The organism is Nocardioides cynanchi, assembly GCF_008761635.1.
Taxonomy (GTDB): domain Bacteria; phylum Actinomycetota; class Actinomycetes; order Propionibacteriales; family Nocardioidaceae; genus Nocardioides; species Nocardioides cynanchi.
Window position 1 is genome coordinate 1,731,960 of the sequence record NZ_CP044344.1, and the last position, 14,281, is coordinate 1,746,240.

Genomic DNA, 14,281 nt, shown 5'->3' on the forward strand with positions numbered 1-14,281 from the left:
GCGTCGTGCGGGGACGTGAACCGGAGCCAAGGGGCGATTCTGCCACCTGCTCCAACACCGGGACCAATCTGCGGATTCCCGAGGTCAGGCCGTACGACGGCTCAGTCGGTGCCGCTGATCGCGCCGGGGGTGGTCTTCTGCACCTGCATCAGGAACTCGATGTTGGTCGAGCTCTTCTTCAGCCGCTCGAGGAGCAGCTCGAGGGCCTGCTGGCCGTCCAGTCCGGAGAGCACCCGTCGGAGCTTCCAGACGATGGCCAGCTCCTCCTTGCTCATCAACAGCTCCTCGCGGCGGGTGCCGCTCTGGACCGCGTCGATCGCCGGGAAGAGCCGCTTGTCGGCGAAGTCGCGGCGCAGCCGGATCTCCATGTTGCCGGTGCCCTTGAACTCCTCGAAGATCACCTCGTCCATCTTCGAGCCGCTCTCGATCAGGGCGGTGGCCAGGATGGTCAGCGACCCGCCGTTCTCGATGTTGCGCGCAGCGCCGAAAAACCGCTTCGGCGGGTAGAGCGCCGCCGAGTCGACACCACCGGACAGGATCCGGCCGGACGCGGGCGCGGCCAGGTTGTAGGCACGGCCGAGCCGGGTGATGCCGTCGAGCAGGACGACCACGTCGTGCCCGAGCTCGACGAGGCGCTTGGCGCGCTCGATAGCGAGCTCGGCGACCATGGTGTGGTCGGTGGCCGGGCGGTCGAAGGTCGAGGAGATGACCTCGCCCTTCGTCGAGCGCTCGAAGTCGGTGACCTCCTCGGGCCGCTCGTCGACCAGCACCACCATCAGGTGGCACTCGGGGTTGTTGGTGGTGATCGAGCTGGCGATCGACTGCATGATCATCGTCTTGCCGGCCTTGGACGGCGACACGATCAGGCCGCGCTGGCCCTTGCCGATCGGCGAGGCGATGTCGATGACGCGGCCGATCAGGTTGGTCGGCTCGGTCTCCAGCCGCAGCCGCTCGCTGGGGTAGAGGGGTGTGAGCTTGGCGAACTCGACCCGGTGCCGCGACGCCTCGGGGTCGGCGCCGTTGACCGAGTCGATGCGGACCATCGGGTTGAACTTCTCCTTGCGCTCGCCCTCACGGGGCTGGCGCACCTGACCGACGATGGCGTCGCCGCGACGCAGGCCGTACTTGCGGACCATCGACAGCGAGACGTAGACGTCGTCGGTGCCGGGCAGGTAGCCGCTGGTCCGGACGAAGGCGTAGTTGTCGAGCACGTCGAGGATGCCCGCGGCCGGGATCAGCACGTCGTCCTCGAGGATCGTCGTGTCCGGCTCGTTGCGCTGGCCGGACGACGTCGCCGGCTGGCGGGTGCTGGTCCGGTCGCGACCGCGGCGGCGGCGGCTGCGCCGGCTGCCGCCCTCGTCGTAGTCCCGGTCCTGCGACTGGTCCTGCGACTGGCCGGTCTGGGCGCGGCCCTGGTTCTGGTTCTGGTTCTGGTTCTGGTTCTGGTTCTGGTTGCCCTGACGGCCCTGGTCCCGGCCACCGCCCTGGTTGCCCTGGCCGGCCTGCTGCTGCTGGCGCTCCTGCCGCTGCTGGCGGCCGCCCTGCTCCTGGCCGCCGCGCGGAGCGGCTTCCTGTGCCTCGGAGACCGGCTTCTGCTCGTCGCGGCGGTCGCGCTGCTCGGTACGGCGTTCCGTCTCGGCCGGGCGCTCCTCACGGGATCGCTCCGGCTGGGTCCGGCGCTGCTGCTGCTCCGCCGGCTGCTCGCCAGGGTCGGCGCCGGACCGCTCCGAGGGAGCCGTCGACCTGCCGCCCGACTGCTCGGCCGACTGGCCGCCGGACTGGCGAGCAGATTCGCCACCGGACTGGTCACCGGACTGGTCACCCGACTGGCCACGGGACTGGCCACCCGACTGGGCCGCCTTGATCGCGTCGACCAGCTGGGCCTTCTTCATGGAGCCCGCTCCCCTGATGCCGAGGCCGCCGGCCATCGACTTCAGGTCCGCGAGGAGCAGCGAGTTGAGCCCACCCGAGCGCTTCTTGGAGCCGCCGCCGGGCGCCGACTCCGCGGGGGTGGATTCGATGGTTTCCGTCACGTGAGGTCCTTCCCACGTATCAGTGCCGCCCGGCGCAGATGCCGGCGGCGACTTGGACACTGCTTCCCCGGCCAGGTAGCGGTGCTGGATGCACGCGTCTGCACGATGGAGAGGAAGGGGTGCGTCGGGCGGGCAGCTCCGGGACGAGGCTGCGTCGCGATCCTGACGCGCTACCCACGATACCACCGGGCCGCTGCGTCGGTGCCATCCCCGGGACACCCCGTCGACGCTGTCGAAATCCGCGCGGCTCGCCCGTCATCGCGACGAGGTCACCACCCAGGTGCCCCGGAAGCGGAGGTCATCATGAGCCACCCGATCGTGCACGCCGAGATCCGTTCCAGCGACCCCGACGCCACCCGCGCCTTCTTCGGCGACCTGTTCGGCTGGACCTACCCCCAGGAGGGCGCGTTCCCCGGCTACACCTTCGTCGAGACCGGTGTGCCCGGCGCCCTCTACACCGCGATCAGCCCGCTCCAGGGCGACGGTGACCTCGTGACCTTCTTCGTGGGGGTCGACGACATCGCCGACGCGATCGCCCGGACGACCACGCTGGGGGGTCGGGTCGTGCAGGAGCCGGTCACCGTGCCCGGCGTGTCCTTCGCGCTGATCGCCGACCCGCAGGGCCACATCGTGGGTCTCGCCCAGCAGCTGTGAGCCGGTCGGCGGCCGATCACCTGCCCGATTGGTGTTATTGCGGTGACGAGCGGCCTGGAGTACACCTTTCGGGGTAGGACGATCTCGGGGTCCGGCACGCGGTGACTCGGACCCGCGGTCCGACGTCATCGACGTGTGGCCGAACCGAAGGATGCCTCTTGAAGAACAGACTGCTGAATCGACCGGTCGGCGCAGCGCTCGCGCTGGCCCTCCTGCTCGTACCCACCGCGATCGGAGCGACGGCCGCGACGGCTCATGCCGGGGGGGTGGTACCGAACTTCACCGTGCTGGTCGGCTCGGAGACCTCCAACATGGCCGTCCAGGGCCAGCGCTTCCTGCCCGGTGACATCACCATCAACGCCGGTGACACGGTCACCTGGCAGGCGAACTCGACCGAGATCCACACGGTCACCTTCGTCGACGGCGGAACGCCCCAGGACACCCCTCCGGCGTTCAACCCGGGCGACGCGAGCCAAGGCCTGCCCGCGGGTGGCAGCGCGATGGCGAGCCACACCTACTTCAACTCCGGGCTGCTGACCACGGGTGCCACCACCGGTCCGCTGCCGTGGCCCGCCCAGCACAGCTACACCCTCAGCTTCCCCGACGCCGGCACGTTCACCTACTACTGCCTGGTCCACGGGAAGATGATGCGCGGTGTCGTCCACGTGGTCGGGGCCACCGATGCGCTGCCGTACACCCAGGCCGACATCGACGCGGACGCCGCCTTCCAGGCCGCCGCCATCAACGCCGACGGTCGTGCCTCCATGGCTGCCGCCACGGCCGCCAGCACCAACCACAAGGTGTTCACCGGCACCGACGACGGCATCGCGATGACGATGCGGTTCTCGAAGCACAAGGTGGTCATCCACAAGGGCGACAGCGTGAAGTTCCTGAACAAGATGTCGATGGGTGCTCCGCACACGGTCACCTTCGGCGCCGTGCCGGTCGGGCTGGCCCTGTTCAACCCGGCCGGGAACCCGGCCAACTTCAGGGGTGGCAACCTCCACTCCGGCATCATCGGTCCGGGCGGGAAGTTCAAGGTGACCTTCAACAAGGTGGGCCGCTTCCACTACGTCTGTGCCCTGCACCAGGACATGGGCATGAAGGGGCTCGTGGTCGTCAAGCCGTAGCCTGCAGCACCATCGACCACGTCCGTCCGCCTCTGTCGGGAGGCTGAGGCGGCGGACGTGGCACGATCGGTCGATGGACGAGGACAGCTCCTTCCCGTGGCTCCTGCACACGGCCATCGACACGACGGACGCCCGAGGGCTCGCGGAGTTCTACCGCGAGCTCCTCGGGCTCCGCTATCGCACGGGTGACGAGCCTCCCGCCGACGGTGAGGTCGACGACGCCGACTGGCTGGTCCTGGTCGACGGTGACGGCAACCGCAAGCTCGCCTTCCAGCAGGTGCCGGTCCTGACGCCGACGACGTGGCCGGCGCACGACGTACCGATGCAGATGCATCTCGATCTCAGCGTCGCCGACGTCGCCGACCTCGAGCGCCACCGGACCCGTGCCGAGTCGCTCGGCGCCCGGCTGGTGCTGGACCGCAGCGACGACGACGGCGAGCCGCTCTACGTCCTGGCCGACCCTTCGGGCCACCCGTTCTGCCTGCTGGTCCGCTGAGGTCAGGCCGGCCGGGCGCCGACGCCGGCGGCCGCGATGTCGAGCACCCGGACGTCCCAGCCCGGGGGCGCGAAGCCGAGCACGTCTCCGGTCTCGGCGGCGGTCAGCACCAGCACCGTCGGCCCCGCGCCCGACACCACCGCTGCGTGTCCGGCGGCGCGCAACCGGTCCACGAGGTCCAGCGAGTCCGGCATCGCCGGGCGGCGGTAGGACTGGTGGAGCAGGTCCTCGGTGGCGCTCAGCAGCAGTGCGGGCTGGCCGGCAAGCGCAGTCATCAGGAGTGCGGCGCGGCCGGCGTTGGCCGCCGCCTCTCCATGGGGTACGACGTCCGGGAGCAGCCCGCGGGCCACGGCGGTCGACAGCGGCGTCGGCGGGACCAGGACGACGGCCCGGACCGTCGGGGAGACCGGGGCCCGGGCTGCGAAGAAGCCGTCGTCGGCCCGGCCCGACACGGTGAGCCCCCCGAAGCAGGCCGCTGCGACATTGTCCGGATGCCCCTCGATGCCGGCTGCCAGCCGGAACGCCTCGAGGTCGGACATCGCCTCGGAGCCGCCGTCCACCAGGGCCCGGGCCAGGTGGACGCCTCCGACGATCGCGGCCGACGACGACCCGAGGCCACGGGCGTGCGGGATCCTGTTGGTGCAGGCCAGCTCGAGACCCGGAGCCGCTGCGCCGAGCGCCGCGAAGGTGGCCCGCATCGCCCGGACCACCAGATGGGACTCGTCGCGGGGCACCGCGTCGGCGCCCTCTCCATCCACCGTCACGGTCAGACCGCTCGGAACGACCGAGCCGCGCAGGGTGTCGCGCAGGTCGAGGGCCAGGCCGAGGGAGTCGAATCCGGGCCCGAGGTTGGCGCTGCTCGCCGGCACCGTGACGACGACCGGGCCGGGCGCGTGGCTCATCGCAGCCCGGCCGCCGCGGCCGCCTGGTCCACGTCGGCGTCGATCACCGCGTCCACGAGGTCTCCGGCGGACTCCAGCGCCGTGGCGGTGTCCTTGAGCCCGTGCCCGGTCACGGTGATCGCGACGGTCAGGCCGGCGTAGGACTCCCCCGCCGCCAGGTCGGCGAGCAGGCCGGCCACCCCGGCGGCCGAGGCGGGCTCCACGAAGACGCCCTCGCGGCGCGCGAGCTCCGACTGCGCGGACAGGATCTGGGCGTCGCTGAGGGCGCGGAAGCGTCCGTCCGACTCGCGGGCGGCGGCCTCGGCCTGCTTCCACGACGCCGGGTTGCCGACCCGGATCGCGGTCGCCTTGGTCTCGGGGTCGGGGAACGGCTCGCCGGTGACCAACGGGGCAGCGCCCTCGGCCTGGAAGCCGCGCATCCGCGGCTTGCGGGTCGAGCGGCCCAGGGCGGCGTACTGCTCGTAGCCCAGCCAGTACGCCGTGATGTTGCCGGCGTTGCCGACCGGCAGCAGGTGCACGTCCGGCGCGTCGCCGAGGAAGTCGACGATCTCGAAGGCCGCGGTCTTCTGGCCCTGGATCCGGACCGGGTTGACCGAGTTGACCAGGCAGACGGGGTAGTTCCACGACAGCTGGCGGGCCAGCTCGAGGCAGTGGTCGAAGTTGCCACGCACCATCACGATCAGGGCGCCGTGCACGATCGCCTGGGCCATCTTCCCGGCCGCGATCTTGCCCTCGGGCATCAGCACGATCGGGGTCAGTCCGGCTCGCGCCGCGTAGGCCGACATCGACGCCGAGGTGTTGCCGGTCGAGGCGCAGACCACGGCCCGGGCGCCCTCGTGCAACGCCACCGAGATCGCGGCGGTCATCCCGCGGTCCTTGAACGAGCCGGTCGGGTTGTCGCCCTCCACCTTGAGCCAGACGTCGCCGTCGGTCAGCTCCGAGAGCCAGGCCGAGTGCACCAGCGGGGTGCCGCCCTCGCGGAGCGTCACCGGCTCGAGGTCGTCGGGCAGCAGGTCGAGCAGCGGGCGGTACTCCGCGATCACACCCCTCCACTGCCGGGTGCCCCCGGGCCGGGCTGCGGAGTCGACGTCGGCCAGGTCGCCCTCGTCGCTGCGGTCGAGAGGGTTCACTCCACAGTCCCTTCCACACGCATCACCGACGTCACCTCGCGCACGCAGGCCAGGCCGCGCAGCCGCTCCACCGTGCTCGACAGCTGCGCGTCGGTCGCCTCGTGGGAGACCACGACGAGCTGGGCGTCCTCACCCCGGCCCTCCTGGCGCAGGGTCTGGATCGACACGTCCTCCTCGGCGAACGCGGTGGCGATCTCGGCGAGCACACCGGCGCGGTCGTCGACGTCGACGGCGACGTGGTAGCGGGTGCGGGTCTCGCCCATCGGCAGCACGACCCGGTCGGCGTACGCCGACTCGCCGGCCCCGCGGGTGTTGCCCAGCCGGTTGCGGGCGACCGTGACCAGGTCACCGAGCACCGCGCTGGCGGTCGGGGCACCACCGGCACCCGGTCCGTAGAACATCAGCTGACCGGCGGCCTCGGACTCGACGAACACCGCGTTGTAGGCCTCGCGCACGCTGGCCAGGGGGTGCGACCGGGGGATCATCGCCGGGTGCACCCGCACCGAGATGCCCTCGTCCCCGCCGGCGCCGGTGACGATCTCGGCGATCGCCAGCAGCTTGACCACGCTGCCCATCTCGCGCGCCGACGCGATGTCGGCCGCGGTCACGTCGGTGATGCCCTCACGGTGAACGTCGGCCGCCGTCACCCTCGAGTGGAAGGCGAGGCTGGCCAGGATCGCGGCCTTCGCCGCGGCGTCGAAGCCCTCGACGTCGGCGGTCGGGTCGGCCTCGGCGTACCCCAGGTCCTGCGCCTCTTCCAAGGCCTCGTGGAAGCCGGCGCCGGTGGAGTCCATCTTGTCGAGGATGAAGTTGGTCGTGCCGTTGACGATGCCGAGCACCCGGGTCACCCGGTCACCGGCCAGTGACTCGCGCAACGGCCGCAGGATCGGGATCGCGCCGGCCACGGCGGCCTCGTAGTAGAGGTCACGGCCGGCCTTCTCGGCCGCCTCGAACAGCGTCGGCCCGTCGTCGGCCAGCAACGCCTTGTTGGCGGTGACGACGCTGGCGCCGTTCTCCAGCGCGGAGAGGATCAGCGCCCGGGCCGGCTCGATCCCGCCGATCACCTCGACCACGAGGTCGACGTCGTCGCGGGCCACCAGTGCGGCGGCGTCCGTGGTGAGGAGCCCGTCGGGGACGACCACGTCGCGCGCCGCGTCGATCCGGCGTACGGCGACGCCCACGAGGCGCACGGGTGCACCGACCCGTGCGGTCAGGTCGCCGGCCTGCTCGGTGAGCAGCCGCACCACCTGGGATCCCACGGAGCCACAGCCGAGCACGGCGACGTTCAGCGGCTTCACTCGTGCGCTCCCAGGTCGGTGGCCAGCAGGTCGTCCACAGTCTCGCGCCGGACGAGGGTCGTCGCGACGCCGTCCCGCACCGCGACCACCGGCGGGCGCAACGCGTGGTTGTAGTTGGAGGCCATCGATCGGCAGTAGGCCCCGGTCGAGGGTACGGCGACCAGGTCGCCGGGCCGCACGTCGGCCGGCAGGAACTCGTCCTGCACCACGATGTCACCGGCCTCGCAGTGCTTGCCGACCACGCGGGAGAGCGCGGGCGGAGCAGCCGACGTGCGGGACGCGAGGGTGCAGGAGTAGTCGGCGTCGTAGAGGGCGGTGCGGATGTTGTCGCTCATCCCCCCGTCGACGCTGACGTAGGTGCGCACCGCTCCCCCGTCGAGCTCGACCCGCTTGACCGTGCCGACGGTGTAGACGGTGCACATCGCCGGGCCGACGATCGCTCGGCCGGGCTCGATCGACAGCCGCGGCTCGGCGACGCCCAGCGCCCGGCACTCGTGCTCGACGATCTTGGTCATCTCGGTGGCCAGCTGCGCCGGGTCGGCCGGGTCGTCCTCGGTGGTGTAGGCGATGCCGAAGCCGCCGCCGAGGTCCATCTCCGGCATGGTCACGCCCAGCTCGGTGCCGACCTGCGCGTGCAGCGCCAGCACCCGCCGGGCCGCGACCTCGAAGCCCGAGGTGTCGAAGATCTGGCTCCCGATGTGGGAGTGCAGCCCGAGCAGCTCGAGCCCTGGGGCGGCGACCACACGTCGTACGGCCTCGAGAGCGTCGCCCGCGGTGATCGAGAAGCCGAACTTCTGGTCCTCGTGGGCGGTGGCGATGTACTCGTGGGTGTGCGCCTCGACGCCCGGCGTCACCCGCACCATCACCGGCTGGGAGCGGCCCAGGCTCACGGTGACCCGCTCCAGCCGGTCGAGCTCGTCGAAGGAGTCGACGATCACCCGACCGACCCCCTCGGCCACCGCGCGCCGCAGCTCGGGCTCGGTCTTGTTGTTGCCGTGGTAGCCGATCCGGGCCGGGTCGAAGCCGGCCCTCAGGGCGACCGTCAGCTCCCCGTCGGAGCAGACGTCCAGGCTCAGGCCCTCCTCGGCGACCCAGCGGGCGACGGCCGTGCAGAGGAACGCCTTGCCGGCGTAGTAGACGTCGTACCCGGCGAACCCGTCCCTGAAGGCGCGGGCCCGGGCCCGGAAGTCGGCCTCGTCGAGCACGTACGCCGGGGTGTTGACGTCGGCGACCAGGTCGGGCACGGAGACCCCGCCGACCACCAGCTCGCCGTCGACCTTGTGCGCGGTCGTCGACCAGAGGCGGTCGACCAGCACGTCGTGGTCCGCGGGCGGCCGCAGCCAGGCGGGTCCCCGCAGGGCGCCGTCGGCGTGCGCCCAGCCTGCCTCGTGAGTGGGCATCGTCGACCGCTACATCCGCTCGGGCGCGGAGACGCCGAGCAGGGCCAGGGCGTTGGCGAGGACGATCCGGGTGGCCTCGAGCAGCACCAGCCGGGCCCGGTGCAGGTCGGACGGCTCCTCGTCACCCATCGGCAGCACCCGGCAGCCGTCGTAGAAGCGGTGGTACGACGCCGCGGTGTCCTCGAGGTAGCGGGCGACGCGGTGCGGCTCGCGCAGCGTGGCTGCGGCGGACACGACCCGCGGGAGCTCGGCCAGCGCACGCAGGAGCTCGCGCTCCCTGTCGTCGGTGAGCAGCTCGGGGTGCGAGGCCGGCTCGAGGCCGAGGTCGGCGGCGTTGCGCAGGATCGAGGCCACCCGGGCATGGGCGTACTGGACGTAGAAGACCGGGTTGTCGGACGCCTGCCGGGTCATCTCCGCGGCGTCCAGGGTGAGCGGCGAGTCCGAGGGATAGCGGGCCAGGGTGTAGCGCAGCGCATCGACGCCGATCAGGTCCATCAGCTCCCGGAGCGTGACCAGGGTCCCCGCCCGCTTGGAGAGCTTGAGCTCCGCGCCGTCCTGCATGATCTTCACCATCTGGCCGATCAGCACCTCGACGGTGGCGTCCGGGTCGTCGCCGGCGCAGGCAGCCATCGCGCGCAACCGACCGACGTACCCGTGGTGGTCGGCACCGAGCAGGTACAGGCACCGGTCGAAACCCCGCGCCCGCTTGTCGAGGTAGTACGCCGTGTCGCTCGCGAAGTAGGTCAGGTCACCGTCGGAGCGGATCAGCACCCGGTCCTTGTCGTCGCCGAAGTCGGTGGTCCGCATCCAGACCGCGCCGTCCGCGTCGAAGACGTGTCCCTCTCCCCGCAGCTTCTCGAGGTTGTCGACGACCGACGAGTCGTCGTGGAGCGACCGCTCGCTGAACCAGACGTCGAAGTGGGTGCGGAACTCGTCGAGCTCGGCCTGCTGCTGGGCGAGCTGGATCCGGTAGCCCTCCTCGCGGAACGCGACCAGCCGCTCGTCGTCGGGCAGGTCGAGGATGCCCGGCCGCGCTGCCAGCACCTCCTGGGCCAGGTCGGCGACGTAGGCGCCGTGGTAGCCGTCCTCCGGCACCTCCTCACCCAGGGCGTGCGCCAGGATCGAGGCACCGAACTTGTCCATCTGGGTGCCCCGGTCGTTGACGTAGAACTCCCGGTCGACGACCGCGCCCGCGGCCTCCAGCACTCGCGCCAGGGCGTCGCCGACCGCGGCCCATCGGGTGTGCCCGAGGTGGAGCGGACCGGTCGGGTTCGCGGAGATGAACTCGACGTTGATCTTCTCGCCCCCGAGTGCCGTCGAGGTGCCGTACGCCGCGCCCAACGCCACGACGTCGTCGGCCACGGCCCCCTGGGCACCGGCCGCGACGGTGATGTTGAGGAAGCCCGGCCCGGCGATCTCCACGCCCGTGACGGCGTCGGCGACCTCGAGCCGGGCGGCGATCAGGGTGGCCAGGTCCCGCGGGGGCAGGCCCGCCCGCTTGGCCAGCTGGAGGGCGACGTTGGTGGCGTAGTCGCCGTGACCCTGCTGCCGCGGTCGTTCGACGGTCACCGCGGCGGGCACACCGTCGGGCAGCTCGATGGCGCCCTCACCGCACAGCTCCGCCAGCGCGGCGACGACGAGGTCGGAGAGCTGCTCGGGGTTCACCGGCTCAGGGTATCGGCGCGCCTCGCGGCTCCCGACCGACTTCCAGCACGCGGATCCTGCTCCCCGGCGGGCTGTGCCGGTTTTCGTCGCCACCCCCGCCGCCGGTATGGTCGTCCCACCTGAGCCCCCGTAGCTCAGGGGATAGAGCACCGCCCTCCGGAGGCGGGAGCGAAGGTTCGAATCCTTCCGGGGGCGCTCGTTCTTCTCGCACTGATCGGTCCGCGCCCCTGACGCCGCCTCGACCGTGCATGTCAGACCCAGGCTCTGGGTACCGACCCTCCGCTGGTAATCAAGCGAGCTCGGGTCCGTGTGGGGCGCGCCGGGAGTGTGGGTCCCGGCGGGCCGACGGACCCGCCGAGGCGCACCCCGGCGCTCTCACTCCGCGGCGGCGCCGCCCTCGGGCGGGGACGCGCTCCGCCAACCCGGCGCGCTGGCGGGCGACGGACGCCGGGACAGCCACGCGGCGAACATCCCGCTGTTGCGGCGCTCCATCTCGTCGAGCAGGCTCCGGCGCAGGGCCGCCGCCGCGGCCCGCTCGTCGACCGTGGACGCCGACTTCACCCGCACGAAGCTGTTGCTCCACAGCTCGCACAACGCTCGCCCGTCCAGGGCACCGAGGAAGGCCTCCAGGTCGTACGCCGTGTCGACAGTGCCTTCGGGCGTCACCGAGGCCCCCGGGGCGACCGCCGAGGACCGTCGCGACACTCGGCCGACCAGGGACGGCGAGCTGAGGCCGGCGAGGAGCAGCAGCGGCAGGGTGGCCCCGCCGAGCGCCGGCGCCGCCGCGACGAGGAGGACGCCGGCGCAGGCCGGCTCCCGCCAGGCGTGACCGGAGTCAGGGACGAGGACCGCGCCGGCCCCGATGACCAGTCCCAGCCCGGTCACGGTGACGACCACGCCGAGGATCGGCGCCATCGCCATCCCGACCGCCGCGCCGGGCAGCCCCACCATCAAGAGCACGACCCACCAGAGCCGTCGGTAACCGCTCATGCCACCACTCCGCACTTCTCGCCGCATGCCGAGGCCGCTGTGCGGCGTCTCCTCGACTCGCCTCCTGCACCGGATCCCCGTGCTTGAGAAGTACCCCGGCGCGGGGTCCCCATGTATGCGGCGTGGCGTCAGCCCCCGTGCACGACCTCGACGTCGATCAGGCGCCGGTGGATCTCGGCCCGCGTCCAGGCGAAGTGCACCCAGCGCTTGTCGGAGAACATCCGGGTCTGGTCGCTGGAGTACGGCGACGTCGGGTCCTCGGACTGCCCGTAGGTCAGGATCGAGTGCACGCTGACGCGTCCTCCGGGCAGGAACGCGACCGCCTGGATGTGTGACGAGCCGTAGTTCACCGGACGGTAGAACCGCTTGTTCGCGGGCGCGTCGCGGGAGGCCAGCGCGTTGGCGTTGCCGGCGGAGTCGCCGGACCCGCCGCCGAGCGGGATCGGCGGGGCACCGCGGTCGCCGGCGACCTGCAGCGATCCCCAGCGGGCGTCCAGCGGGACGCCGGCCTGGTGCAGGGCGGCGATCGCGTCCGACATCGCCGTGACGACGGCCGGTGCCCGGGCGATCAGTCCACGAGGCGTGCTCAGCGGGTGCCGGTAGTCGAACGGCACCTTCCAGACCCCGGTCGTGGGCACCCGGGCCGCGAACGCGTCGAAGATCTGGTAGCCGACGGAGCCCTTGTTGCTGTGGCCGTCCCAGGCCGCGAGGATCCTGCAGGCGCGCTTCTTGCCGGTCCGTGCGCAGGCCCGGTCGAGCGCGCCACCGGCGCGCATGACCTCGCCGGCCCGGACCCGGTTCTCGAACTCGGTGGCGCGCAGCGTCCGCGGGCTCTCGAGGTCACCCTTGGCCAGGCCGTCGCGCCCGGCGAGGCGGTCCATCACGTAGGCGTCGACCATCCGGGTGCGCATCGTGCGCTGGCAGCGCTCGCACCCGATGATCGAGGCGTAGCCCTCGATCGGCGACTTCGGGTTGGGCAGCCAGTAGGAGTCGTTGGCGTTGGTGACCCAGTCACGTCGTACGACGGCGGGCAGGTGGTGCGGCCCGAAGATGCCCGGCCGCTCGGCCCCCGCGTCGGTGCCCCACTTGCAGGACGAGTCGGCGCGGGTCCCGTCCAGACCGGGTAGGCCGGCGACGATGTTCAAGAGGCGACCTGTCGTGGTCAGGCAGCGGGCGACCTCGGCGTTGGAGACGTGGGGCACCACCGAGTGGTCGGCGTACAGCACCCGGCCGTCCCGGTCGGCCGCGGTGGTGTTGACCCACGGCATCCCGCCGCCGGCGTCCTGGCGCCGGAGCAGGTCGCGGACGTCGTGCGCCTTGCCCATGTTCAGGAAGGTGTCGATCGTGCGCAGCTGCTCGGCGTTGGCGTCGCGGATGGCCCAGAAGCTGGTCGGCGACCAGGGCATCAGCACGCTCGGCGCGTTGATCACAAAGCCCTGCGGGGTGCGGTAGAGGTCCTCGGGGATCTGCTTGATCGACCCGTCCTTCTGCCGCGCGGCGATGCTCACCACGTCGTGCATGAGGGTCTGCGTGCCGTGGTCGGTGGCGTAGGAGAGACCGCCGAGGTAGGGGTACTCGTACGGTGTGAAGCGGAAGGCGGTCGAGACGGTGTGGCTCCACGCGACGTTCTTGTTCCAGCCGATGTTGACCACCGGCGACCCGATCAGGGAGGCGCCGGCGACGTCGTACTTCCCGGGGATGGTCAGCTGCTGCTGGGTGAAGCGGTAGCGGCCGACCCACGGGAAGTGCGGGTTGCCCAGCAGCATGCCCTTGCCGGTGGTGGTGTCCCGACCGCCGACGGCGGTGGCGTTGGAGCCGAACGCCGGCCCTCGGTCGCGACCGAGTCCCTTGAGCAGCGCCGACCGGTCGACCGCCCCGGGACGGGTCGGCAGTGCCTTCGGGGTGACGCCCGGTGCCGGCGGCGCCGCGTTGACGATCGAGGAGACGAACTGGGCGTCCGAGGCGTTCAGGTTGGCGATGTAGATGCCGTACCAGATGTCGAGCGGGGTGACCGGCTGGTCGAGGTACGCCGCTCCCTTGCACGCCGGGTCGGTGACCTGGTGGGCCTTCTCCCACGAGTTGATGCCGGCGGCGTAGCCACGGACCATCCGGCGGGCCTGCTTGCCGGGGCCGGCGAGGGGGTCGGCGAGCAGCCCCTCGACGACGTGCCGGTCACGCAGGTCGGTGACGAACGCGTCCACCTCGAGGTTGCTGGCATCGATGGCCGTGCCGTCGTTGTAGCGGTGGTCGGCGCCGAAGTAGCGCGACCGCTCACCGCGACCGGTCACGAAGGTGTCGGCCAGGGTGCAGATGGAGGATCCCGCCGCGGCGTACCCGGACCCGAAGCCGAGACTGCCCCAGGTCTCGGCGGTGATGTGCGGGATCCCGTGCGCGGTGGTCCTGATGGTCGCCCGGTAGCGCGATGCCGCCTGCTGCGCGGCGGCGGTGGCCGCGGCCGGGCTGCCGACCGCGGACGGGGCCTGGAGGGACAGACCGACGAGAGCGAGGCCGGACGCGGTGGCGACGAGGGCACGGGAGAGCAGGGGCATGCGGTGATCATGCCGGAGTTCGGGGCCGAGCGGG

General features: G+C 71.9%; 11 protein-coding genes and 1 tRNA gene. 4 read left to right on the forward strand and 8 right to left on the reverse strand.

The annotated features are described in order from the left end of the window. Nucleotides 1-101: 101 nt before the first annotated feature. The gene (gene rho, locus E3N83_RS08545; protein WP_151082871.1) at nucleotides 102-2,033 is read right to left on the reverse strand and encodes a transcription termination factor Rho; all 1,932 of its coding nucleotides are present in this window, start codon (nucleotides 2,031-2,033) and stop codon (nucleotides 102-104) included. Nucleotides 2,034-2,336: 303 nt separating this feature from the next. Here rho and E3N83_RS08550 point away from each other — a divergent pair, with 303 nt between their 5' ends. The 3 genes from E3N83_RS08550 to E3N83_RS08560 all read left to right on the forward strand — a co-directional run bounded on the left by E3N83_RS08550 (nucleotide 2,337) and on the right by E3N83_RS08560 (nucleotide 4,313). Then, nucleotides 2,337-2,687 (forward strand): VOC family protein, encoded by a 351-nt coding sequence (locus E3N83_RS08550; protein ID WP_151082872.1) that lies wholly within the window; start codon nucleotides 2,337-2,339, stop codon nucleotides 2,685-2,687. A 158-nt stretch (nucleotides 2,688-2,845) separates the two neighbouring features. Beyond that, entirely contained in the window at nucleotides 2,846-3,817 is a 972-nt protein-coding gene (locus E3N83_RS08555; protein WP_151082873.1) for a cupredoxin domain-containing protein, read from the forward strand. A gap of 73 nt (nucleotides 3,818-3,890) precedes the next feature. Further along, nucleotides 3,891-4,313, forward strand: a complete 423-nt coding sequence (locus E3N83_RS08560; RefSeq protein WP_151082874.1) for a VOC family protein — start codon at nucleotides 3,891-3,893, stop codon at nucleotides 4,311-4,313. Nucleotides 4,314-4,315: 2 nt separating this feature from the next. Here E3N83_RS08560 and thrB read toward each other — a convergent pair whose 3' ends face one another. The 5 genes from thrB to argS are packed head-to-tail and all read right to left on the reverse strand — an operon-like array spanning nucleotide 4,316 to nucleotide 10,708. Further along, nucleotides 4,316-5,215, reverse strand: a complete 900-nt coding sequence (gene thrB / locus E3N83_RS08565; protein ID WP_151082875.1) for a homoserine kinase — start codon at nucleotides 5,213-5,215, stop codon at nucleotides 4,316-4,318. Then, a complete protein-coding gene (gene thrC / locus E3N83_RS08570) occupies nucleotides 5,212-6,312 on the reverse strand; it encodes a threonine synthase (RefSeq protein ID WP_151085057.1) in 1,101 nt (366 codons plus the stop codon). The genes thrB and thrC overlap by 4 nt, the downstream gene beginning before the upstream one ends. A gap of 29 nt (nucleotides 6,313-6,341) precedes the next feature. Continuing rightward, nucleotides 6,342-7,643: a homoserine dehydrogenase gene (locus tag E3N83_RS08575; protein WP_151082876.1), complete on the reverse strand. Its 1,302-nt coding sequence runs from the start codon at nucleotides 7,641-7,643 to the stop codon at nucleotides 6,342-6,344. Then, entirely contained in the window at nucleotides 7,640-9,043 is a 1,404-nt protein-coding gene (lysA, locus tag E3N83_RS08580) for a diaminopimelate decarboxylase (protein WP_151082877.1), read from the reverse strand. Before lysA ends, E3N83_RS08575 begins: the two co-directional genes overlap by 4 nt. A 9-nt stretch (nucleotides 9,044-9,052) precedes the next feature. Then, complete coding sequence (gene argS / locus E3N83_RS08585) at nucleotides 9,053-10,708, reverse strand: arginine--tRNA ligase (protein WP_151082878.1); 1,656 nt, start codon at nucleotides 10,706-10,708, stop codon at nucleotides 9,053-9,055. Nucleotides 10,709-10,831: 123 nt separating this feature from the next. Between argS and E3N83_RS08590 the strand changes: the two genes are divergently transcribed. Beyond that, nucleotides 10,832-10,903: transfer RNA gene (locus tag E3N83_RS08590), tRNA-Arg, on the forward strand. Between the two features lie 180 nt (nucleotides 10,904-11,083). Here E3N83_RS08590 and E3N83_RS08595 read toward each other — a convergent pair. Both E3N83_RS08595 and E3N83_RS08600 read right to left on the reverse strand, forming a co-directional pair. Next, nucleotides 11,084-11,698 carry a hypothetical protein gene (locus tag E3N83_RS08595; protein WP_151082879.1) on the reverse strand — a complete coding sequence of 205 codons (615 nt, stop codon included), beginning with the start codon at nucleotides 11,696-11,698 and terminating at the stop codon, nucleotides 11,084-11,086. 128 nt (nucleotides 11,699-11,826) lie between these two features. Continuing rightward, complete coding sequence (locus E3N83_RS08600; protein WP_238343130.1) at nucleotides 11,827-14,247, reverse strand: penicillin acylase family protein; 2,421 nt, start codon at nucleotides 14,245-14,247, stop codon at nucleotides 11,827-11,829. Nucleotides 14,248-14,281: the final 34 nt, after the last annotated feature.

Excerpts from the sequence above, each read along its gene's own strand:
- E3N83_RS08560 (WP_151082874.1), top strand. The coding sequence starts at position 3,891 with ATGGACGAGGACAGCTCCTTCCCGTGGCTCCTGCACACGGCCATCGAC.
- E3N83_RS08550 (WP_151082872.1), top strand. The coding sequence starts at position 2,337 with ATGAGCCACCCGATCGTGCACGCCGAGATCCGTTCCAGCGACCCCGAC.
- E3N83_RS08600 (WP_238343130.1), bottom strand. The coding sequence starts at position 14,247 with ATGCCCCTGCTCTCCCGTGCCCTCGTCGCCACCGCGTCCGGCCTCGCT.
- lysA (WP_151082877.1), bottom strand. The coding sequence starts at position 9,043 with ATGCCCACTCACGAGGCAGGCTGGGCGCACGCCGACGGCGCCCTGCGG.
- E3N83_RS08595 (WP_151082879.1), bottom strand. The coding sequence starts at position 11,698 with ATGAGCGGTTACCGACGGCTCTGGTGGGTCGTGCTCTTGATGGTGGGG.
- thrB (WP_151082875.1), bottom strand. The coding sequence starts at position 5,215 with ATGAGCCACGCGCCCGGCCCGGTCGTCGTCACGGTGCCGGCGAGCAGC.